This window comes from Candidatus Dadabacteria bacterium, assembly GCA_009837205.1.
Classification (GTDB): Bacteria; Desulfobacterota_D; UBA1144; order Nemesobacterales; family Nemesobacteraceae; genus Nemesobacter.
Window position 1 is genome coordinate 93,865 of record VXTZ01000012.1, and the last position, 22,342, is coordinate 116,206.

The following is a 22,342-nucleotide window of genomic DNA, read 5'->3' on the forward strand; positions in this document are numbered from 1 at the left end:
GTAAATTAATCGGTCGGGCAGCCGTTGGCAAGACACGGAACGGAGAACCGTTAAAGGGGGAGGGAAAATTCACTCAAACAGATGCGGAGACTGAGTTTTCACCTTTTCAAGGATTTCGTCTGAAACATTGAGATTCCCAAGCTCCTTGAGATGAAACAGCTGGGAAGCTCGCAATTTCTTCGCACCTCTAAGATTGGCATCCCTGAGAACCGCCCCGTCGAAATTCGCAAGCTTTAGGTTAGCTCCTGCGAAGTCGGCACCCGTAAGATCAGCGCCCAGCATGTGGGCCCCCTCAAGGTTGGCGCTCCTGAACACCGCGCCGCGAAGATCGCAACCCTCAAGGTTCACTCCGCGCATGTTCGCCTCGGAAAAATCCGCGCCTACCATGCTGCACCCCTTGCAGAAAGCAAGCTTGAGAGCTGACTTCGCAAACACGGCACCGTCAAGGTTAATCCCGTTAAGATTCGCCCAGCCAAGATCCGGGATAACATCGGGCTCCTCTTCCCGCCACCGGTTCCACGCGGCCGTACCCTCTTGTACCTTCGAGACGTGCTCAGAATCGGCCACAGCATCCCACCGCCAGTGATAATCCGAAAACCTTAAACGCGGACAGAAGTATGTAAATCGCAACCGCTATAAGTACCAAGCTTCGAATAAGCCCCCTGATTCCACCTTTCGCCCTGCGTCGCATCCTCTCTCCGCAGGAAAGGCATATATCCGTTTTCGCCGTGGTTTCGTAACCGCACTCTTCACATCTTCTTACAGGCTGAAGCGACATCAGATTATCCCTTTTTCTTTCTTAACTAACCCTTTTCAAAGCGGAATGAACAAAGACCGGGTGCACTTTGCCAATTTCCCGGGCAAGCTGCTCAATGACGTTCTTTATGTCCCATTGCGCCCCCTCCGACATCCGCAGGTTCGTCAGGTGGTACAGCTCCCAGAGATCGAAGCTGCCGCAGACTCTCCTGTTGTGGGCATTTGTAACAACGTAGCTCGCCACGTCGCGAAAACCGGCGTCAACGAGTTCTTCATAGAACCGCTCGCTTCGCCCGATGGCTTCGAGCAAAAGCTCCTCCGTTCCCGATTCCGCAACATGTGGTGGAACCGTCACGCCTTCCCCCACGGAAGGCTCCTTCACGGTCCAGCTGACTTTCCTGTGCCTAAGCAGCTGATGCCACGCCGCCTCGCTCAGGACGAACTCGGCGTTGTAGTTAATCGATTTGAATATGCCCACCGGGTTGTCGTGCTTTCCGAGCTCTTCGACGGCCATTAAGAAAATCTTCTTGAGCTCCGGGGTGTTTTCGGAAAGGTGCCTTTCTATATCTCCGACTGAAAGCCCCGAGAATTCGAAAAGAAGCCCTCTTGCGATCTCACTTAAAGCCTCGGCCTGGGAATTTTCCTTTCCCCGCCCCGTGTAGTCAAAAAGGGTAACCGAGGATCCATTGCCGGGTGGGCTTTTCCCAGCGTCACCGAGACTACGCGAGAACTCCTCGAGCGCCTCTCGCGTTCCGACCATGTAGGGGTTCTCGTCAGCGTACTTAACAAGCGTCGGAACCGAGAACCTGACCTCGCTCTTTATCTCCTCGGCCCTATTTCTGGCCTCCAGGTAGCGGCTTGAAAGAAGAGCGGAGAGGGTCTGCTCCATGGCTCTTGCGTTTGCCGTCATGCCGAGATTCGTAAGCGTTGAGAGATTAAGAGCGTACCTTGCGTCCTCAAACGCTATTTTCTCAAGTGCCCTGAAATGGGCTCTTTCCTCCTTGTCTTCGGGAACGGGAAACTTCTTTTTCAGAAAATCAAAGAGCTCGGTGTTAAGTCTCGAGTAAACCTCGTACTGAAAATCGCAAAGCTCTTCGAACTCTTTTTTAAGGGCGGGGCGCGAGTCAAGCTCTTGGGGAATATAGTTGTCGCCTTTGCGCGGTCTCTGGTATCTCTGCGAGTATTCGGTAAACGAGAGAAATTCGTTTGCGCATTCAAGCAGGGAAGAGAAAAGCCTTGAAACCCTCTCAACGCCTATGTGCACGGTCGCGTGCTCGGCAACAGAAGCGTGGCCGTAGTTAAGAACCCACTTCTCGTGGAACTTTTCCGCCCTGTCCCTCCCCATCTCCTGCTCCCTTATCACGGTGTCTATGTTTTCCCTGAAACTTTTGGGGCTTCTGCTTACGTAGGCGAAGATGACGGCAACGACTTCCTCGGGAATGTTGCTTATGGTGTAGATGTCCCTGTCGAGATTCGAAACGTAACGTTCCATCTCCCGGGCGACGTCTTCATCATCTATTTTTATCTCGGTGGACAAGCCTGCTCTCCCGTTCCCCTCCTATGGCTCCCGAGGTTCAGGAGACCGTATGGGTTTCCTTGAGTTTATCAACTATGTAAGGCATGACTCGGCTCGGGTTTCCGTATATGACGGCACTTACGTAATTGTCGGCCGGGGTTTCCCTCTCGCCGATAATAACCACCTTGTTCCCTTTGTTCATGACCTGGAAGGGAAAAGAAGCCACGGGCTCGATCTCCAGATTCGCCCCGACGATTATGAAAAGATCGCAGTGCTGAAGCCTCATCCAAGACTCCCTTATCTCCCAGTGAGGAAGCGGCTGTCCCGGGAAGGACAGCGGAGGTTTCATCTGATCGCTCTGGCATTCCTTGCATTTCGGAATGCCGGTCTTGCTGTCCTCAAGGGAAAGTAGTATTCCATCAGTGCGGTAATCGTTTCCGCATTCATGGCAGTGGATCCAGTTTATCGTCGAGTATATCTCTATTATTTTTTCGCTGCCGGTTTTGTTGTGCAGGCCGTCGGCCGCTTGGGTAAGAACGCAGTCAACGTTGCAGAGAAACTCCATCTCGTAAATGGCTTCGTGGGCAGGAGAGGGCCTAGCTTCCGAGATTCTGGGATAAAAATCCTTTATCTTTTCCCAGTACTCTCTCCTTACCTCCGGGCGATTCTTGAATTTCCCTATGTCAGGATTGAAGCTCAGATCCGAAACGTCAGGCAGTCCGACTTCAAGAGAAAGTTCAACTCCCGTTAGAAAAACTACCTGAGAGGCTTCCCGGATCCACTTGACCGTTGCCGAGAGCGCATCCTGTTCCTGCTCGCTCATTTCAAGGTTTGATTATAACCGCTTGCGTTAACTGTCCGCAAATTGATCGCAGCCCGCTCGATACCGGGCGAATTCAGGGTGCGAAAACCTCCTTTCATCCCGCAAAAATCCGTCGGAAAAGACCCCACCATGACACAATTAAATCGATCGCGGTTGAACGGGCGGGTAAAATATCGTGTCGTGGGCACAAAACCTAAGGAAATAAACGAATTTACCGAAAAAGCTCTTCAGATCGTCTGGGACAACGGTGAAGAAAGCGTATTCTTTTACGACGAACTCAGAGAGATCTGTCCCTGCGCCACCTGCAGGAGGCTCAGGAAAAAGAGCAGAACCGGGAAACTCCCGTTTAAAAAACGGATACCCCTCGGAAAAAGCAGCATGGCGCCGGAGAGGATAGAGTACGTCGGGAACTACGCCATAAGGTTCATAGGCGAGAACTGGTGTGAAACCGGATTCTATACCTTCGATTTTTTAAGGAAAAACAGCGTTTCGGGCAAATAAGGTTCCCTCGGTGGAAAATCACGCCCGTCGTGCGCTTATGGAAAGCCACTTTCTGGTAACAAAGTGGTTGCCGTCCTCGTCCACTTCCCCATGGAGAAGAATTGCCGGCTCAACGGCGTTTTTCATAGCATCGGAAACGGCCTCATCCGGATAGCCGTGAAGGGCGCCGGCGGCATACTGCTGGAAGGAACTTATGTACTCCCATGCTTCTTTCGTAAGATCGGCGGCGAATTCCTGAGCGTCGATAAGGTCAAATCCCACCTTGCCCACGAGTTCTTCGTAGTAGGAGCGCGGGTGAAACTTCGCGGCTTCGGCTTTCCCCTCGACCTTCACTCTTTTCACTCCTTGTTTTCTCAGGAACTGGACGGCGTTTCTCACCTGGGTTCTGTAGAAAGGTATGGTCTCCTCGGGTCTTGCCCCCTCGTAAAAAGAGGTGTTGAAAAAAAACCAGCCCCCGGGCTTAAGCGCTCTTTTGATCGCTTTGAGGCTCTTCAGCTGTTCCTCTTCGTCAAGGTAATGTATGCCGTTGCCCCATATGGCCACGTCAAGGCTTTTCGGAGGCAGATCAAGTTCCTGTATTGAGGAATTGATAAGAGTCAGCTTGTCAATCTCTTTCTCAAGCCTGCGCTTGGTAAGCTTAAGAGCGCCTGCCGACTGATCAAGGCAGAACACCGCCGACTCCTTTAGATTTGCGGGAAGCATTTCGAAAAAAAGCTGCGCCATGGTGCCCGCGCCCGTAGCGACGTCAAGGAACCTGTCGAGACTCTCCACCCCTCTTTCAACCATTATCTGGATCCAGTTTCTGGTCATATCGCCGTTTACCTTTCTGTACTCCTCGGTATCGGCAAAAGGCTCATAGTTGTAATCTTCCATATGCTCTTCCATCATTTCTCTCCTCGGCTCTTGACCCGCCCGCACAGACTACTCTTTATACCCTGAATTCTAACATAATAGCAACAAGAAAATTTAAAAAAATAAAAGCCCCATCGAGAAAGTTTTAAAACGACGGAAGAGGTCAGACTCCCCTTTTTTCTCCCCAGAATATTTTGTGAAGCTGCGGAAGCACTCTTACATTCTCCATGCCGTCGCGCAGGACTCTCTCGGCTATCCAGTCCGCTTTCGTACCGTAAACGGGCTGGAATATGATTGAAGCCCTTATGTGACGCTTCGCCATAACGCTCCTTGCGTATTCGTAGTCCGCACTGTCCGCTATTACGAACTTGAGCTGGTCCTTTTCCTCCAGGTCATCATAAAGCGAAAAATCCATTCTGGAGTCCATGCCCGAACCGGGGCACTTGCAGTCCATGCTCACAACCGAATTGGGATGGGAAAAAATTCCGGGCGGCTTCTTGTTGCCGCTTGTTTCAAGCACGACCACGAAATCCCTTTCAAGCAGGAATTCCGTTATCTCCTCCACTTCATCCCGCTGGATAAGCGGCTCCCCGCCGGTTATGCAGACGCGGGAGCATCCGTATTCAAGGATCTTTTTCAGGACCTCGCTGGTTTCCATCTCCCGGAAGTCATTCCCCTCCACGGCATACATGGTGTCGCACCAGCTGCATCTGAGATCACAGGCAAAAAGCCTGAGAAAGACCGTCGGCAGCCCAATATGGATTCCTTCACCCTGTATTGAAAAGAAAATTTCGCTTATCTTCATCGCGTCTACGCCTCGTACTCAGTCGGATCGTCCACACCCGCTTCGATAAAAGCCCTTTTTCTCTCCCTGCACGAACTGCAGGTGCCACAGTGCACACGGGAACCCACGTAGCACGACCACGTATCTTCGAAAGGAACCCCTAGACGCGCGCCGAGTCTTACTATCCCCGACTTGTCCATATCTATAAACGGGGCAATTATGGTCAGGTGTTCGTTATCAGTCGCGAGTCTTTCCGCTTTCTCGAAAGCCGAAACGAACTCCGCTCGGCAGTCAGGATACACACCCCTGTCGGAATGATGCGCACCGTAGAACACAGTGTCGCAGCCGATGCTCTGTGAATAGGCAACCGAGAGGGAAAGAAAGATGGCGTTTCGGTTCGGAACGACTGTTGCCGAGAGGGTCTCGTAATTGCGCGCCGTCGCGGAAACCCTGGGAATCTCAACGTCCCGGTCGGTAAGCGCAGAGGCGCCGAAAAGAGTCCTTGCGGAAGAAAGATCAATTATGTTGGGAGAAAGCCCCAGATGCCGACATATATTTTCTGAGGAGCGGACCTCCCTTTCGTGTTTCTGTCCGTAGATGAAGGTAAGAGGGAAGACTTCGTACCCTTCCCGAACCGCCTTGTAGCAGAGAGTGGAACTGTCCACGCCTCCAGAGACCATGACAACCGCTTTTCCAGACACTCCCTTAATATTAAAGCCGAAAAAAATAAATAACAATTCCTCCAACCGGACCCGTTCCGAACAACGGATGGAGAAAACGGTAAATTAAATGGTTTCAGTATGTTGGCAGAAATAAATGGAAATTATATACTTATTCACCCGAGAACTAGGGGAGCAAAGGCACTTTCATGAGCAGAACAGAAAAAGAACATGAACAGATCCTTCTTTTCAATGATTTTCCAAGCGTCTCGAAGGAACGCTGGAAAAAAGAAGCCGAAAAAAGGGTTTCCTATAAAGATCTCATATGGCATACCGAAGACGGCATAGAGGTTGATCCCTTCTACACCGAAGAAGAAGCCAAAGACCTTTTCCCGGGAGAAACCCCGCTTCCGGGAGAATTCCCATTCGTCCGGGGAACCAGCGAAAAAGATAACAGTTGGCTCCTTACTGAAGAGATAGAGCTCTCCACACCGAAAAAGACCAGAGTCGCGGCGCTTGCGGCAATAGAGGGCGGAGCGGATTCTCTTACCTTCATCCTGCAGGCGGAAATGAAACGCAAAACCATCGAGACTCTCCTAAAAGACATAGACCCCCTGCGCATCGGCATAAACTTCGCTTTAAGGGAGGATCCGGAAAAGACCTGCGCCCTTTTCATTTCCTCCTGCGCCAAGAAAGAAATCGACACGCAGGAACTCAGCGGAGCCATGTTCTTTGACCCTCTATCGCATCTGCTTGGACACGAATCCCCAGCAACGCCGCTTGATGAAAATGTAGATAAAATCGCAAAAGCCATCGGATATCTCTCAGATACCGCACCCGGCTACGCGGCGTTTTCGGTGAAAAGCTCGACATTTAAAGACTCAGGCGCGACTATAAGCCAGGAACTCGCCTTCACAATCGCCGCGGCGGTCGAGTATCTGGTCATGCTTCGCCAAAAAGGCGTTGATTCAGACAGCGCCTGCCGCCACCTCGTTTTTTCCTTCTCCACGGGCTCGAGCTACTTTACGGAAATCGCCAAGCTTCGCGCCGCAAGGGCGCTCTGGGCAAATGTCGTCCAGCAGTTTTGCCCCACCTCCGCCGAATCCACGAAAATGAGGATCCACTGCCACACCACTGGCTTCAACAAAACCATTTACGACCCGCACACAAACATATTGCGGACGGCGCTTGAAGCCATGGCGTCTGTAATCGGGGGAACAGACTCCCTGACCGTCCAGCCGTTTGACGCCCACTACAGAGAACCCGACGGACTCTCAAGGAGAGTGGCGAGGAACATTCAGCTTCTGGCAAGAAACGAATCCCACCTCGACGCGGTGACCGACCCCGGAGGCGGCTCCTACCACATAGAGAAACTGACGCAGTCCATTTCGCAGAAATCCCTCGAGCTGTTCCAAGAAATAGAAAAAAAAGGCGGCTACCTTGAGTGCCTTAAAGGCGGCTTCATACAGAACGCGGTCGAGGACAGCAGGAAAAAAGCCCTGAGTGACATTTCCCGGAGGAAAAAAACGCTTATCGGAACAAACGAGTTTCCCAACCTGCTGGAAAAAATGGCGGGGGATATCCGGAAAACCCCGCCCGCGGAAAAGGAGGAAAACGGTTCGGCCCCGACGGTAGTGCCTCTTGCGGAATCAAGGGCAGCTCAAGTTTTTGAGAGAATAAGGCTTCTAAGCGAAGAATACGCGGAGAGAACGGGCGAGGCGCCAAAAGTTTTCCTGCTTCACCTGAGCGATTCGCCGCAGACAGTCGCAAGATCGGTTTTTTCGATGAATTTCTTCGGATGCGGGGGGTTCTTAATAGTTGACGGAGCGGAAAATCCGGGCATTGATGAAGGAATTGCGGCAGCCTTGCGCGAGAATCCGCTTGCGGTAGTAATTTGCGGTTCCGACAAAGATTACGAGCAGTTTGCAGAAGAGGCCACAATAAAACTCAAGGACAAGGAAGCGGAAATAAAAATTGTCGTTCCGGGCGGCGGACAAGGCGAATGGGAAGGGCTCGCTCAGGCAGGCGTGGATGATTTTATCAATGCGGAGTCGGATGTCCGCGACATGCTTGAAAGATACCAGCAGTCGCTTTTCTCAGACGAGGCAGGACGATGAGACCTGATTTTTCGAAAATAAATCTCGGCTTCGGTTCAAACGGCAGCGGCAACGCACGTGCGAGCGGAAATATCGTAAGAGAATCACCGGAGAAAATAGACATAAAAGAATTTTATGTCCCCAACGACCTCAGCGATTCTGAACACCTAGGATTTGTCTCCGGAATTCCGCCCTACCTTCGCGGACCCTACCCGACCATGTACATCACGAGACCCTGGACCATCAGACAGTACGCGGGATTCTCCACCGCGGAGGAATCAAACGCTTTCTACAGAAGAAATCTGGCCGCGGGGCAGAAGGGGCTTTCAATAGCCTTCGATCTTCCCACCCACAGGGGATATGACTCAGACCATCCAAGAGTTTCGGGAGACGTTGGAAAGGCAGGCGTAGCAATAGATTCGGTACTCGACATGGAGATTCTTCTCGATCGAATACCCCTTGATCAGATCTCGGTTTCCATGACCATGAACGGCGCGGTTCTGCCGATCATGGCTTTCTACATAGTCGTTGCGGAGCGGCAGGGAGTGGGACCGGAAAAACTCAGCGGAACGATCCAAAACGACATACTCAAGGAGTTCATGGTAAGGAACACCTACATTTACCCGCCCGAATTCTCGATGAAGATAGTTTCAGACATTTTCGAATATACATCGAAAAACATGCCGAAGTTCAATTCGATAAGCGTAAGCGGCTACCACATGGAAGAAGCAGGCGCCACGTCGGACATAGAGCTTGCCTACACGCTCGCCGACGGCCTTGAGTATTTAAGGGCGGGAGTCGAGGCAGGACTCAACATTGACGATTTCGCTCCCAGAATTTCCTTTTTTTGGGGAATAGGCATGGACCATTTCATGGAAATCGCAAAAATGAGGGCGGCAAGAATGCTCTGGGCTAAGATCGTCAAGACCTTTGAGCCCAAAAAACCGGCTTCGCTCATGCTCAGAACCCACTGCCAGACTTCGGGATGGAGTCTCACGGAACAGGATCCGTTTAACAACGTGACGAGAACATGCGTTGAAGCCCTAAGTGCGGTGCTCGGCGGCACCCAGTCACTCCACACAAACGCTCTGGATGAAGCAATCGCCCTTCCCACCGACTTTTCCGCCAGGATAGCGAGAAACACCCAGCTTTATCTTCAGAAAGAAACAGATGTATGCAGGTTGATCGATCCTTGGGCGGGGTCCTACTATGTCGAGTACCTGACTCATAATCTGGGGAGAAGGGCCTGGGAACTAATAATGGAAATAGAAGAGCTGGGAGGAATGTCCAAAGCCATAGAAACCGGGTTACCGAAAATGAGAATAGAAGAAGCAGCGGCACGAAAACAGGCAAGGATAGACTCGGGCAAAGACGTAATAGTAGGAGTCAACAGTTATAATTCGGACGCGCAGGAAGAATTCGATATACTGGAAGTGGATAACCGCAAGGTGAGGGAGAACCAGATTAAAAGACTGGAGAAACTGAAAGAAAAAAGGGATTCCGAGGCGGTTGAACGCGCGCTTCGGAAAATCACTGAATGCGCGAAAACGGAGCAAGGCAACCTTCTCTCCCTGGCGGTTGAGGCCGCAAGGGAAAACGCCACCCTCGGAGAAATATCGGACGCGTGCGAGGAGGCATGGGGGAGATACAGGCCTGGATGGCGCACGATCTCGGGAGTATATTCATCGGAAATTTCGAAGGACGCCGGATTTGCCAAGGCAAGGGAGCTTGCTGACCGTTTCGCCACCCTGGAAGGGAGAAGGCCCAGAATACTGGTCGCAAAAATGGGCCAAGACGGCCATGACCGCGGGGCGAAGATAATAGCGACGGGCTTTGCAGATCTCGGTTTCGATGTGGACATAGGCCCGCTCTTCCAAACCCCTGAAGAAGCGGCAAGGCAGGCAGTTGAAAACGATGTTCACATAATCGGAATATCCAGCTTGGCCGCCGGCCACAAGACACTCATCCCAGAACTTATAAAAAGGCTCGACGAGATGGGAGGCGACGACATAATGGTGGTCGCAGGAGGGGTTATACCCAAACGCGATTACGACTACCTCAGGAACGCCGGAGTCTCGCAGATATTCGGTCCGGGGACCGTGCTGTCCGAAGCGGCTGAAGCCATACTCGTGCCCCTGACAGAAACCCGAACATGACCCCGCATAAAAAAACGGAAGCGGAAACTTACCGCCAAGGCATAGCCAAAGGAGAAATACCCGCTCTTAGCAGGGCGATCACCCTTGCGGAGAGCACCCTACCCGAGCATAAAAAGCTTGCACGGGAAATAATCACGTGGTGTCTGCCGCGGTCCGGAAAATCCATAAGGGTGGGAATTACGGGTATACCCGGAGTCGGAAAGAGCAGCTTCATAGAATCTCTGGGTCTCTATTTGGCCCGCGAATGCGGAAAAAAGATAGCGGTGCTCGCAATCGATCCCACGAGCAGCGAAACCGGGGGAAGCGTTTTGGGCGATAAACTCAGAATGCAGGAGCTTTCCCGCCATGAAAACGTCTATGTAAGGCCCTCTCCGTCGGCCGGTTCTCTGGGGGGAGTCGCAAAAAAGACAAGCGACGCCGTGATTCTCTGTGAGGCGGCAGGATTCGACACCATCTTTATAGAAACGGTGGGAGTCGGTCAGTCTGAAATTACCTGTCACTCCATGGTCGATTTCTTCATGCTGCTCATGATTACCGGGGCGGGAGATGACATTCAGGGAATAAAAAAGGGAATAATCGAACTCGCTGACGCCGTATTGATAACCAAAGCGGACGGGAGAAACAAGAAAAAGGCGGAGCTTATGAAACAGGAAATGGAGGAGGCGCTGGGATTCCACAGACCGCCCGAATCCGGGTGGGGCCCCAGGGCTTATGCCTGCTCCTCCGTTACGGGTTACGGAATAAAGGAAATCTGGCAGTGTGTCATGGACTATGAATATCTCTGCAGAGAAAACGGATACTTCACGGAGAAAAGAAGAAAGCAGGCCAAGTACCGCCTGCATGAAGCGCTCGTCCAGAATCTTGAAGACAGCTTTTATGAGAACTCCCTCATCAAAGAAACGCTCGGCAAAGTGGAAAAAGAAGTAATGGAAGGAAAAACGGATCCCTACACGGGAGCCGCGAATCTGCTCGATCTTTATTTTGAAAGGCTTAGTCCACCTCGGTCGGCACAAGAAAAATGATCATAAAGGCCCTCTCACCAAAATACATAAACGAGATCGTGAAGATCGAAAACGAATCCTTCATCGCCCCGTGGCCAAAACAGGTGCTTGCGGATTACATCAAAAAATCCGGGTTTTTCTGCAATATAGCCATAAACGGAAGCGACGAAGATGTTGCAGGCTACTCAATATCCACCCTTATCTACGACGAAATTCACGTATTCAAGATCGCCGTGGCATCTTGCCACAGGAGGAAGGGAATAGCGATTGAACTGCTCTCAGACACGTTTAATTTTTACGAAAAGATGGGGGCTCTCTCGGTTATTCTCGAGGTAAGAACGACAAACACACCGGCGATCACGCTTTACGAAAAGCTCGGGTTTGAGATTCTTAGAACACGCAAGAACTACTATGGCAGGGGGAGAGGGGACGCCTACGTGATGGGTCTTGCGCTTGACAGCTACTATCAGAAGTTTCTCTCGGCCACGTAATCGGCGAGGTGACCGAGGGATTCCTTATAATCGTTCTGTGGTATCTCGTCCAGAGATTTTTTCGCTTCAACCACAAACTCTTTTGCCCGCTGTCTGGTCAAATCGACCCCGCGGTAGTGGGCTACTAGCTGCGATATCTCCGCTATCTCGGAACTGTCGAGATCATCTTCCTTGTCAAGCGTTTCGATCACTTTGCGTCTCACGTCTTCCGGAGCGTTTTCAATTGAGTAGTAAAGCGGGAGGGTCATCTTCCGTTCAGCCAGATCCTGTCCGGTTTTTTTCCCGAACTTGTTCTCTTCAGAACAGTAGTCAAGCGCATCGTCTATAAGCTGAAACGCTATTCCTATGTTGTGCCCGTAGTGTGAAAGAGCTCTGACCGCCCCGTTTGAAGTATTCGCCAGAAGCGCCCCGGTCTCGGTCGAGCACTCAATGAGCGCGGCCGTTTTGTGGTCAATCACGGAAAAACAGAAGTCCTCCGAGATTTCGACCATCTTTCTTTCGCTCATAATCTCGAGCACATGGCCCTCGGCAAGACGAGATGAGGCCCTGGAAACCACTCTCAGGAGTTCAAGACTGCCGCAGCTGTATATAAGCTCAAGGCCCCGGGCCAGCATAAAATCCCCCACCAGTACGGTGGGCTTGTTTCCCCAAACGATATTTGAAGAAGCGTTTCCCCTTCTGAACTCCGCCTGATCAACTACATCGTCGTGAAAAAGGGTGCCGGCGTGGAAAAGTTCAATCCCGGCAGCTGCCGCAATCCGATCTTCCCCATCGGTAAGCCCGCAGGCGGCGCTTGAGAGAAGAACCAGAGAAGGCCTGATTCTCTTTCCTCCTCCGCCAAGCAGATACTTGGCTATTTCGTAGACCAGAGGAATATCGGATTTTATGAATTCATCGATTTTCCTCTCTGTTTCCGCAAGGCTCGGGTGAATTATCTCAATTATGTCTGAGAACTCCATCGGACGCTTAGACTATACGAACGAACCCGACAAGTCAAAGACTGGACACCACCGTTAACCTGATGTAAGTTTCCTTTTTTAAAGGGAATTTTTCGTAAAACAGTCCGCAAGAGCGTAACGGTAAACCGATTTGAACCTGTTCGATATCTTACTCTTATTCATAATCTTGGCCTGTTTCGGGGGAGGACTCAGGTCAGGCCTTATAAAGCAGTTTTTCTCACTGGCCGCCATAATAGGGGGAGCAGCCTTGGGCTTTTTCTTCTATGAGCCGCTGGGGACTATTCTGCTTGAGAAAAACATTATCGCCGAACCGAGAATCGCCGACATTCTAGGATTTCTGATCGTAGCCTGCCTTGCGTACGTGCTTATACATTATCTTTCCCATTTCCTGACGGACCTGCTGGAAAGAGTCAGGATGGGATGGATTAACCACCTTCTCGGCGGGGCAATGGGCTTTATAATCGGTCTATTGCTCTGCTACATAATGGTAATCGGGGTCAAGCAGTTTGTGGATGAGGATGCTCCTTTCATCAAGAATTCCGTTCTGGTTCCCAAAATCATCACCGGCTATCACATTATCAGGGAACAGGCGCCGGATGATCTTGACGAGAGACTGGAAAAACTCCTAGAACTGCGGGAAGAAAAACAGAAGTCAGACTTCGAGTGAGAGAGGATGAATCGCGGAATTCTCATAGCAGTTTCCCCCGCGGCTCCGAGCCGCTTTTGAGGCCGAAGCGCTGTTTCTTCAATCACCGTTAATCAATACCCACTTAATTAACTGCGCTGATTCAGTTAAACTCTTATTTGAAGAGGGTTTTGTCCATGGCCTTTCTCTAGAACAACTCGCGACATGGTTTCGATAACTACTCTTGACGAATTTATCATAAGAAATCAGTATGAATTCCCCTATTCCACCGGGGAGCTCTCCAGGCTGCTTCGGGATATAGGATTCGCAGCGAAAATAGTTCACAGGGAAGTAAACAAAGCCGGTTTGGTTGCGGATATCCTGGGCAAAACGGGCCAGGTAAACATCCAGGGAGAAGAGGTAAGAAAACTCGATTCCTACGCGAACGAAAAGTTTCTGACCGCGCTTGAACATGGCGGAGAATGCGCGGGGGTAGCGTCTGAGGAAAACGAGGATTTCATAGCATTTTCCGACGAGAACTCGAGAAACTCAAAATACGTCATAGCCATCGATCCTCTCGACGGATCCTCTAACATAGACGTAAACGTATCGGTTGGAACCATATTCTCCGTATACAGAAGAACGTCAAAGATGTTTTCCCCGTGTCTCAAGGAGGATTTTCTGCAGCCGGGCAAGGCCCAGACGGCCGCCGGATACATAATATACGGTTCTTCGACCATGCTGGTGTACACCACCGGCCACGGAGTAAACGGGTTTACCCTTGACCCGTCGATAGGAGAGTTCTGCCTCTCCCATCCGAACATAAAGATCCCGAGCCACGGCAATATTTTCTCGGTCAACTACTATAACTACTCGAAATTCCCCGGCAGAGTAAAGGAGTATCTCGATCACTGCAGAGACGGAGACGGCAATTCCAGACTTTCCCTTAGATACGTCGGGTCCATGGTAGCAGATATACACAGGAACCTGCTCAAGGGAGGAATATTTCTTTATCCGAAAACCTCAGACTCTCCCAACGGAAAACTCAGGCTTCTCTACGAGTGCAACCCGATGGCCTTCATCGTGGAACAGGCCGGAGGAGCGTCGTCAAGCGGAACGGAAAGAACTCTTGACATTCAGCCGACGGAACTTCACCAGAGAACCCCCATATATATAGGTTCCTACAACATGGTAAGTAAGTTCCTCAACTTCTTGAAGGACACCAAAAAACCTGAGGAGGAGTAAAGATGGGTGAAAAAATAAACTTCGGGCTTACCGCCCCCCTTCCGGGAAAACCGGTTACGGAACTTGTGGACTTCGCCGTCCGCTGCGAGGAGGCCGGTTTCGACGCCGTGTGGTATCCAGACCACATACTGTTTATGGCGAAAAAACTGACTCCCGAAGTATGGTCGGTAATCACAGCCGCAGCGGTAAAGACGGACAGAATCCGCCTTGGAGCCATAGGGGACCCCCACAGATCTCATCCCGCGATGTTCGCCCACAGACTCGCGACCATAGACAACCTCTCTGGGGGAAGAGCGTTCAGCTGCCTTGGGTACGGGGAAAAAATGAATCTCGACTACTACGGCATAAGCTGGAACAGGCCTCTTGCACGTCTTAGGGAATCCGTGCCGCTTATGAGGCGGCTTTGGGCCGGGGAAACGGTAACCTTCCAGGGAGAATTCTTCTCTCTCAGCGAAGCCGAAGTAAGGGTAAGCCCCGTTAACGGAAAGGACGTTCCCGTATACATAGCCGCGACCGGACCGAAGGCTCTCGGGGTCGCAGGCGCACTCGGAAACGGATGGGTAACAAACGCAATGCCTACATGGGTTTTTTCGAGCAAACTCGCCGAGGTGGAAAAAACCATGGGAGAGAACGCCGCCGCAGAGAACTTTGAGAAGTGCATATATATTTTCGTGTCCGTCGCCAAGGATAAGGACACCGCCTACGAAACCCTTGACAGAATAAAGCACGCTATAATCTGGCCCGACGTGATAGAGGAAGCCGGGTACGACCTCGAAATAGAACCGCAGTACAAAGGGCTTTCCTATACGAGCATAATGCCCAACGATCAGGACATGCTAGCAAGATTCAGGCAGATGGGAGAAAAATACTATACGAGGGAGATACTGTCTGACTTCGTTATATACGGAACGGCCGGCGACGCGATAAAAAGGTTCGAAGAATATATAGAAGCCGGAGTCACCCACTTCATAATCAGGGATTTCAGCCCTGACCTGGAATACTCCTTCAATGCCCTTGCGGGAGAAGTAATAGGTCACTTCAGGTAGAGACCCGAGACTGCTCAGGCAATCGTGATTTCCCGCTCCAAGTAGACGTTCTGAACACTCTTTAGAAGCGCTACCCCTTCCTTAAAGGGTTTCTGGAAAGACTTCCTTCCGCTTATCAGCCCCATCCCTCCGGCCCTTTTATTTACAATGGCGGTTCTTACCGCGTCTGCAAGATCGTCCGAACCCGATGCGCCTCCCGAATTTATCAGCCCCAGTCTCCCCATGTAGCAGTTCGCGACCTGGTAGCGGGTAAGGTCTATGGGATGGTCAGAGGTAAGATCTGAATAAACCCTATCGTGGGTTTTTCCGAAGGAGAGAGCCGTAAAGCCTCCGTTGTTCTCCGGGAGCTTCTGCTTGACTATATCTGCCCCTATGGTCGCCGAGAGGTGATTCGCCTGTCCCGTAAGATCAGCCGAAACATGGTAATCGGCCTCGTCCTGCTTGAAAGCCGGGTTTCTCAGATAAGCCCAGAGTATGGTCGCAAGCCCCAAGGAATGGGCGTGGCTGAAAACCTCCGATATTTCCTGGATCTGGCGGGAGCTTTCCTCGGAACCGAAATATACAGTCGCCCCAATTGCCACTGCCCCCATCTGAAAGGCCTGATCCACGTTTCCGAAAAGAATCTGGTCAAAGGTATTAGGATAGCTCAGAAGCTCATTGTGGTTGACCTTGGCTATAAAAGGAATCTTGTGCGCGTATTTTCTTGAGACCGAACCCAGCGCTCCCACAGTCGAGGCAACGGCGTTACATCCCCCCTCCATGGCAAGCTTCACTATGTTCTCCGGATCGAAATACATGGGATTCACCGCAAAAGATGCTCCCGCGGAGTGCTCAACTCCTTGGTCTACCGGCAGAATTGATACGTATCCCGTTCCCCCTAGGCGCCCGTGGTCAAGGATGGTCTGCAGGTTCCTTATCACGGCGGGCGATCGGTCGTTCTGCACGAATACCTCGTCCACGTAGTCCGGGCCGGGAAGATAAAGGTCTTTTTTGCTTATCGTAGTGCACTTGTGACCGAGCAGGTATTTCAAGTCCGCTCCCAGCACCGCCTCTATATCACTGATTTTCTTGAGTTCCTTTATGGCCATGGGTTCTCCCTTGAAAAAATCTTAAGATCCTACTGAAATAGATACCTGATCGGGCTCTAGCTGTCACTGAGAATCGATATTCCCGGAAGGTCTACCCCGCCTAGGAATTCAAAACAGGCCCCGCCCCCGGTTGACACGTGGGTCGCTTCGGAGAACTTGACCCCGGACTTTTTAAGTGACGCCACGCTGTCTCCTCCTCCGAGAACCGTGGTGGCCCCTCTCCATGTGGCAAGCGCAAACGACCTGGCAATGGCGCTTGTGCCGTTTGAAAAATCGTCCACCTCGAAAAATCCCATGGGACCGTTCCAGAAAACCGTGCCTTCCCCTTTTATATGCGAGGTGAATTTCTCTACAGTCTTCGGCCCTATGTCAAAAGCCGTCATGTCATCGGGAATCTCCGCGCCCGTAACCACTACACGCATTTTTCTGCCGCCGGCGGCCTCAGCCATCACGTGATCAACAGGAAGAAGGATTTTTTCCTTGTAGGTTTCAAGGGCTTCCCGGGCCCAGCAAATCATCTCCTTCTCCACGGAACATTTCCCGACGCTAACTCCGCGCGCCGCAAGAAAAGTATAAGCCACCCCGCCGCCCACAAGAACCCTGTCCGCCTTTTTTATTATGTTCTTGAGTGCCCCCATCTTGTCCTTTATCTTCATGCCCCCGACAATGACTAAGTAGGGTTTTTTGGGTCTCCTTATTAAACGGCTCAGGAACTTTATTTCGTTTCCCACCATAAGACCCGCGAGCTTTTTCTCGAAGTGAGCGGTCATTCCGTAGGTGGAGGCGTGGGCCCTGTGCGAGGTGCCGAAAGCTTCGTTCACGTATATATCGGCCAAAGAGGCCAGCTTCCGCGAGAAATCCGCATCGTTTTCCGCTTCTTCATTGTGATATCTTAGGTTCTCAAGGAGCATTACCTCGCCGTTTTTGAGTTTCTTGGAGGCGTTCTCAACCTTCCTGCCGACAACCGCGCCCGGAAAACGAACCTTGATCCCCAGAAACTCGTTAAGCCTCTCCGCCACCGGAGCCATTGAAAGATCTTCTATCATGCGTCCTTTCGGTCTTCCCATGTGGGAAGCAAGTATTACCCTAGCCCCGCATCTTGTAAGGTAATCGATCGTGGGGATAGTGCGTCTTATCCTGTAGTCTTCAGTTATCTTTCCGCCGTTTACGGGAACGTTGAAGTCAACCCTTACAAAAACTCTTTTCCCCTCGTACTCCGAGCAGGGAAGGTCGGTCACAAGAAGCTTTTTCTTCAAAGCGTTTCCCCCACGAGTTCTATAAGATCAACTACCCTGGAAGTGTATCCGTACTCGTTGTCGTACCAAGCGACAACCTTGACCAGATTATCCTCCACCACTGAAGTCAGCATTGAGTCAAAAGAGCAGGAATGGGTATCTCCCACAAGATCAGAAGAAACGATTTCGTCCTCGACGTAGGCAAGGTAACCGCTAAGCGTTCCTTCGGCCGCTTCCTTGAATTTGGAATTCACATCATCTGCAGAAGTTCCTTTTTCCACTTCGCAGGTAAAATCCACAAGCGACACGTTGGGCGTGGGCACCCGTACAGCGACCGCAGAGAGTTTCCCCTTAAGCTCCGGAAAGACAAGCTGTATGGCGTTTGCCGCTCCCGTGCTGGTAGGAATAATGGAGAGTGCAGCCGCTCTTGCCCTTCTTTTATCCTTATGCGGAGTGTCGAGTATCCTCTGATCGTTCGTATAGGAATGTATCGTGGTCATCTCCCCACGCCTGATCGAGAAATTTTCGTGGAGAACCTTGACCAGCAGGCCGAAGCAGTTGGTCGTGCAGGACGCATTTGAAATCACATCGTGACCTTCGGGCTCGTAGTCGTCATCGTTTATGCCCATTACCGTAGTAAAATCCACCTTGCCGCTTGCCGGCGCAGTAATTATCACCTTTTTCACGGTCTCACCCATGTGCGCCGCGGCGGCCTCGCGGGTTCTGAAAATGCCGCTTGCCTCCGCTATAACCTGTGCTCCCGTCTCGGCCCAGGGAATATTCGCAGGGTTTCTCTCCGAAAACACCCTTATGAACTTTCCATCTACGGTTATTCCCTCGCCGTTGCACTCGACCTCTCCCGGATAGCGGCCGAATACTGAATCGTACTTGAAAAGATGAGCCAGGGTTTCGGTGTCCGTAATATCGTTTATGCCCACGAATTCAAGGTCTTCTCTGCCAAGACCGATTCTGAGTACATGCCTTCCTATTCTTCCAAACCCGTTTATTCCAACCCTGATGGACATCACAAAACCTCCGAAACTTGACTTTGAACTTCGCAAAAACTATACACTTGCCTGCTGTTAGTCAATAGAGAAATCAATTTGAAAAGAATACCGTATTTCGTCGCGTGACTGAATCACCCTAACGGATACACGAACACCAAGCATAACGGTTCTTAATCGGTCTCTTCCGCCCGATCTTCAGTCGCCGAGCCCCCCAGAAGCACTTTTGTAATTGTACAGGGTACTTAGTCATTAACTAACTTGCAGGGAATCCCTTCCACCCGGCCCCAATGTCCTCAGATGGGTGAAATACCGCAACCGCTTGCCAATATCGTCAAGAACCAGATAAAGACAGGGCACAAGGTAAAGTATGACGAAAGTCGAAAAAACAAGTCCGAATCCCAGGGAAGCCGCCATCGGAGCGAGAATGCCCGCCTGGCCCTTGTAGGCGAACATCAGGGAGAAAAGCCCCGAGAAGGTCGTAAGCGTGGTGAGAACGATAGGGCGGAAACGATACCTAGCGGAAAATACTATCGCTACCACCTTGCTCGGCATCTTTTTCGCCCTTCGGTTGATAAAATTCATCAGCAGCAAGCTGTCGTTGACCACTATTCCCAGAAGCGCAACCATTCCGATTATGGCGGGTAGCGTCATGGGTTCGCCACGCAGCAGAATCGCTATGATCACTCCCGTAATGCAAAAAGGCAGCACACTCATTATTATAAGGGGCTGAAAAGTGGAACGCAGAATGCTTGCGAGAATGAGATAAATGAGAAGTAAAGCCAAAAGCGACGCCTTTTTTATGTCGCTTATAGCCTGAGTATACTGCTCCTCCTCCCCTGCGAACCGAAACGAGTAGCCCGGGTAGTTCTCCAGAAGACCGTCGAGATGACGCGAAAGATTTGCGTTTACCTCCCTTGAAGTAGTCGTCTGGTTGTCCACTTCGGCTGTTACGGTGACTGTTCTTCGAAGCTTCTCCCTTCTTATCTCAAGCGGCGTCTTGGACTCCGTTATCTCCGCCACGGTGCCGATAGGAATCCGCCTTCCGAGAGGAGTCGGGACCTGGTGCGATTTCACCGAGAAAACACTGGACTCTCCTCTTCCGTATCGCAGATTTATCTCAGCCTCTTCCTCACCCACTCTGGTCTTCGCAACTGTGAGACCGTCCCCGAGGGCCTTGATTTCCCGCGACACGTTCCACTTGTCAATACCGAACACCCCAGCTTTTCTCTCGTCTATCTCGACTCTCGCTTCGGGCTTTCCGTAAACAAGATTGCTGGTCGCGGCACTCACCCCCGGCTGATTGCTCAGATACTCCCGAATCCGGGAAGCTATTTCCATCAGCACCGATATGTCATCCCCGCTTATTTTGACGTCCACCGGTTTCCCAGTAGGAGGACCTACCGTCATGAGGAAATCAATCTGTTTAGCTCCGGTAACCATCTCCCTTGCTCTACTCTCCGCAATCTCAGAGAGTTCAACCGCATTTTCTTTTCTGGCGGAGTAATCCTCGTATTCAACCAGAACCGAGGCCACGTGATCTCCCGTGGAAAACATATTGTCAGGGTCCGACATATCGAGTCCAACCATGGACAACGTGTTCTTAAGAACATGAGCAGGGATGCTGTGCCGCACGGCTTCCTCCACCTGGGCTACCGAAGCGGTTGTATGCTCCAGACTGGATGAGGGAGGATTCTCAACCCTTACCATTATCTCCTCGATATCATGAAGGTAGAACATTACGTTGGGAATCCGGACAAACATAAAGACCGAAACGGCAAAGATAGCCGTGAAACATCCTATTACCGCATAGCGGTTTCTAAGCGCAAACAGAAGTCCCCGCAGATACAGGCCTCTTACGCGCAGAAGCGGCGCGTTTCCGCGAGGAGATCTCGTTGTGCCGTTTGCCGGAAGCCAGTCGGCACAGTGAGATGGCATGATCACCAAGGCTTCGAAAAGGGAGAAGCAAAGAGCGAAGATGGCAACTTTGGGAATTACGGAAAGGAACTGTCCGATTAACCCCGTGGCAAGAAGAAGGGGAGTAAATGCCGCAATATTGGTAAGCACAGTCGCGACCACTGGCCAGGCAACCTCTTTTGTCCCCACCACCGCCGCCCTCAGCGGCTCCATTCCCCTTGATATATATCTCTGGACGTTCTCAACAACGATTATGGCGTCATCCACTACCATCCCCAGCATCATTATAAGACCGAACATGGAAAGGACATTGAGCGTTGTGCCGGTCATCTTCATTAATATCGCGGCCCCCAGAAAAGAAACGGGAATCCCCAGGGCGGCTATAAAGGCCGCCTTGCGATCAAGAAAAAGAGTGAGGAGGATTACTACCAGAACAAACCCCAGAGCCCCGCTTTTAAGCATGGTCCGAAGACGGCTTTTCACCCAGTGTGACCTGTCAAACGCCAAGGTTATCTCCAAATCTTCGGGAAACTGGTTTTCGTACTTTTCAGTAAGCTCCCTTATGCGGTCGACGGTATCGAGGATATCAACGTCTTTCTGCTTCTCCACCCAGAAAGTAATCGCAGGACGGCCGTTTATCCTCGATCTCAGGTCCTCTCGCTGTTCTCCGAGAGTGACCGTCGCCACATCGCGGAGCAGAACATGTTTACCCTCAACGCTCCGGGCGACCGGAATATTGAGAAGATCCTCCACAGATCTTATCTTTCCCTCGGTTCTAAGCAGAAAATCAGCACTGTTCCCAGTAAAATTCGCCCCGGGGATATCCAGATTTCTCGCGTTGATGGCATCTGAAATCTCCTTAATCCCCAGTCCAAACTGCACCATTTTCGGGTAATCCAGATACACCCATATTGCCGGGTCAGGCAGTCCGACGGAAGTCACGTTGTCAATGCCGTCTAAAAGCGCAAGCTCATCCCGCAGTCTCCTGGCGCTGCTATAGAGAATATCTCTTGGCATGTCCCCTGAGACCGAAACGCTCACCAGCGGAAAACTCGCCTTTTGCTCTTTTGTTACGGGTTTCTCTGTGTCCTCGGGAAGATCGTCTGCTATCAGATTGATCTTGGAATCAATCTCCCAGGCGATCCTTCTGGTGTCTTCACCCGGGTAAACCTCAGCAGTAACGCGCGAGAACCCTTCGGAAGAAACGGACTTTACAATCTTGACACCGGAGACGTTCTTTATCTGCTGCTCAATGGGAACGCTTACAAGATTCTCAACATCTTCAGCGGAGGAACCCGGAAAAGATGTGGTTACCGTCACCATTTCGAGTTTTACCGACGGGAACAGTTCAAGGGGAAGAGAAAATGAAAACAGAAGCCCTATAAGTATTATGGCTCCCATCAGCAGGTTCACGAAAAAGGAGTTTCTTACTGAAAAATTGGCGATATGCATAGAGAATCGGTCGACAATTCTTAGTGTGCGCCCAATTATGATCCCGAGCGTACGGGAACTTGATCAAGCGGTATGTCTTTTCGGTATCGGCAGGCTTTTCTCCTGCGGATTTGAAACCTTATCTTGCCTTGCTAAA

19 protein-coding genes are annotated in these 22,342 nt (G+C 51.2%); 8 read left to right on the forward strand and 11 right to left on the reverse strand.

Annotated elements, in window-relative coordinates; translation table 11 throughout:
• Positions 1 to 69: 69 nt before the first annotated feature.
• The 3 genes from F4Z13_02245 to F4Z13_02255 all read right to left on the reverse strand — a co-directional run bounded on the left by F4Z13_02245 (position 70) and on the right by F4Z13_02255 (position 3,095).
• The gene (locus F4Z13_02245; GenBank protein MXZ48067.1) at positions 70 to 630 is read right to left on the reverse strand and encodes a pentapeptide repeat-containing protein; all 561 of its coding nucleotides are present in this window, start codon (positions 628 to 630) and stop codon (positions 70 to 72) included.
• Between the two features lie 169 nt (positions 631 to 799).
• Entirely contained in the window at positions 800 to 2,293 is a 1,494-nt protein-coding gene (locus F4Z13_02250) for an FAD-dependent thymidylate synthase (protein MXZ48068.1), read from the reverse strand.
• Positions 2,294 to 2,330: 37 nt separating this feature from the next.
• On the reverse strand, positions 2,331 to 3,095 hold the full coding sequence (locus tag F4Z13_02255; GenBank protein MXZ48069.1) for a hypothetical protein: 765 nt from the start codon (positions 3,093 to 3,095) through the stop codon (positions 2,331 to 2,333).
• A 129-nt stretch (positions 3,096 to 3,224) separates the two neighbouring features.
• On the opposite strand from F4Z13_02255, the gene F4Z13_02260 reads away from it, so the two are divergent.
• A complete protein-coding gene (locus tag F4Z13_02260; protein MXZ48070.1) occupies positions 3,225 to 3,596 on the forward strand; it encodes a DUF971 domain-containing protein in 372 nt (123 codons plus the stop codon).
• A gap of 18 nt (positions 3,597 to 3,614) precedes the next feature.
• On the opposite strand, the gene F4Z13_02265 is transcribed toward F4Z13_02260, so the two are convergent.
• From F4Z13_02265 to queC, 3 genes are all read right to left on the reverse strand, one after another.
• Positions 3,615 to 4,484: a class I SAM-dependent methyltransferase gene (locus F4Z13_02265; GenBank protein ID MXZ48071.1), complete on the reverse strand. Its 870-nt coding sequence runs from the start codon at positions 4,482 to 4,484 to the stop codon at positions 3,615 to 3,617.
• A 127-nt stretch (positions 4,485 to 4,611) separates the two neighbouring features.
• A complete protein-coding gene (locus F4Z13_02270; protein MXZ48072.1) occupies positions 4,612 to 5,253 on the reverse strand; it encodes a radical SAM protein in 642 nt (213 codons plus the stop codon).
• Between the two features lie 5 nt (positions 5,254 to 5,258).
• Positions 5,259 to 5,912 carry a 7-cyano-7-deazaguanine synthase QueC gene (queC, locus tag F4Z13_02275; GenBank protein ID MXZ48073.1) on the reverse strand — a complete coding sequence of 218 codons (654 nt, stop codon included), beginning with the start codon at positions 5,910 to 5,912 and terminating at the stop codon, positions 5,259 to 5,261.
• A gap of 188 nt (positions 5,913 to 6,100) precedes the next feature.
• Between queC and F4Z13_02280 the strand changes: the two genes are divergently transcribed.
• From F4Z13_02280 to rimI, 4 genes are read left to right on the forward strand one after another with little or no spacing between them, the layout of a single operon-like run.
• Positions 6,101 to 8,008, forward strand: a complete 1,908-nt coding sequence (locus F4Z13_02280; protein ID MXZ48074.1) for a hypothetical protein — start codon at positions 6,101 to 6,103, stop codon at positions 8,006 to 8,008.
• Positions 8,005 to 10,143, forward strand: a complete 2,139-nt coding sequence (gene scpA / locus F4Z13_02285; GenBank protein MXZ48075.1) for a methylmalonyl-CoA mutase — start codon at positions 8,005 to 8,007, stop codon at positions 10,141 to 10,143. The genes F4Z13_02280 and scpA overlap by 4 nt, the downstream gene beginning before the upstream one ends.
• Entirely contained in the window at positions 10,140 to 11,165 is a 1,026-nt protein-coding gene (meaB, locus tag F4Z13_02290; GenBank protein MXZ48076.1) for a methylmalonyl Co-A mutase-associated GTPase MeaB, read from the forward strand. Before scpA ends, meaB begins: the two co-directional genes overlap by 4 nt.
• Positions 11,162 to 11,635 carry a ribosomal-protein-alanine N-acetyltransferase gene (gene rimI / locus F4Z13_02295; GenBank protein ID MXZ48077.1) on the forward strand — a complete coding sequence of 158 codons (474 nt, stop codon included), beginning with the start codon at positions 11,162 to 11,164 and terminating at the stop codon, positions 11,633 to 11,635. The genes meaB and rimI overlap by 4 nt, the downstream gene beginning before the upstream one ends.
• On the opposite strand, the gene F4Z13_02300 is transcribed toward rimI, so the two are convergent.
• Positions 11,611 to 12,594 carry a polyprenyl synthetase family protein gene (locus tag F4Z13_02300; GenBank protein ID MXZ48078.1) on the reverse strand — a complete coding sequence of 328 codons (984 nt, stop codon included), beginning with the start codon at positions 12,592 to 12,594 and terminating at the stop codon, positions 11,611 to 11,613. The two genes, rimI and F4Z13_02300, sit on opposite strands and share 25 nt — an antisense overlap.
• Before the next feature lie 130 nt (positions 12,595 to 12,724).
• Between F4Z13_02300 and F4Z13_02305 the strand changes: the two genes are divergently transcribed.
• From F4Z13_02305 to F4Z13_02315, 3 genes are all read left to right on the forward strand, one after another.
• Entirely contained in the window at positions 12,725 to 13,261 is a 537-nt protein-coding gene (locus F4Z13_02305) for a CvpA family protein (GenBank protein ID MXZ48079.1), read from the forward strand.
• 183 nt (positions 13,262 to 13,444) lie between these two features.
• Entirely contained in the window at positions 13,445 to 14,464 is a 1,020-nt protein-coding gene (locus F4Z13_02310) for a class 1 fructose-bisphosphatase (GenBank protein ID MXZ48080.1), read from the forward strand.
• A 2-nt stretch (positions 14,465 to 14,466) separates the two neighbouring features.
• Positions 14,467 to 15,510 (forward strand): LLM class flavin-dependent oxidoreductase, encoded by a 1,044-nt coding sequence (locus tag F4Z13_02315; GenBank protein MXZ48081.1) that lies wholly within the window; start codon positions 14,467 to 14,469, stop codon positions 15,508 to 15,510.
• A 14-nt stretch (positions 15,511 to 15,524) separates the two neighbouring features.
• Here F4Z13_02315 and F4Z13_02320 read toward each other — a convergent pair whose 3' ends face one another.
• The 4 genes from F4Z13_02320 to F4Z13_02335 all read right to left on the reverse strand — a co-directional run bounded on the left by F4Z13_02320 (position 15,525) and on the right by F4Z13_02335 (position 22,206).
• Positions 15,525 to 16,598: a class I fructose-bisphosphate aldolase gene (locus F4Z13_02320; protein ID MXZ48082.1), complete on the reverse strand. Its 1,074-nt coding sequence runs from the start codon at positions 16,596 to 16,598 to the stop codon at positions 15,525 to 15,527.
• 56 nt (positions 16,599 to 16,654) lie between these two features.
• Entirely contained in the window at positions 16,655 to 17,854 is a 1,200-nt protein-coding gene (locus F4Z13_02325) for a phosphoglycerate kinase (GenBank protein ID MXZ48083.1), read from the reverse strand.
• Positions 17,851 to 18,858: a type I glyceraldehyde-3-phosphate dehydrogenase gene (gene gap, locus F4Z13_02330; GenBank protein ID MXZ48084.1), complete on the reverse strand. Its 1,008-nt coding sequence runs from the start codon at positions 18,856 to 18,858 to the stop codon at positions 17,851 to 17,853. Before gap ends, F4Z13_02325 begins: the two co-directional genes overlap by 4 nt.
• 231 nt (positions 18,859 to 19,089) lie before the next feature.
• A complete protein-coding gene (locus F4Z13_02335) occupies positions 19,090 to 22,206 on the reverse strand; it encodes an efflux RND transporter permease subunit (GenBank protein ID MXZ48085.1) in 3,117 nt (1,038 codons plus the stop codon).
• Positions 22,207 to 22,342: the final 136 nt, after the last annotated feature.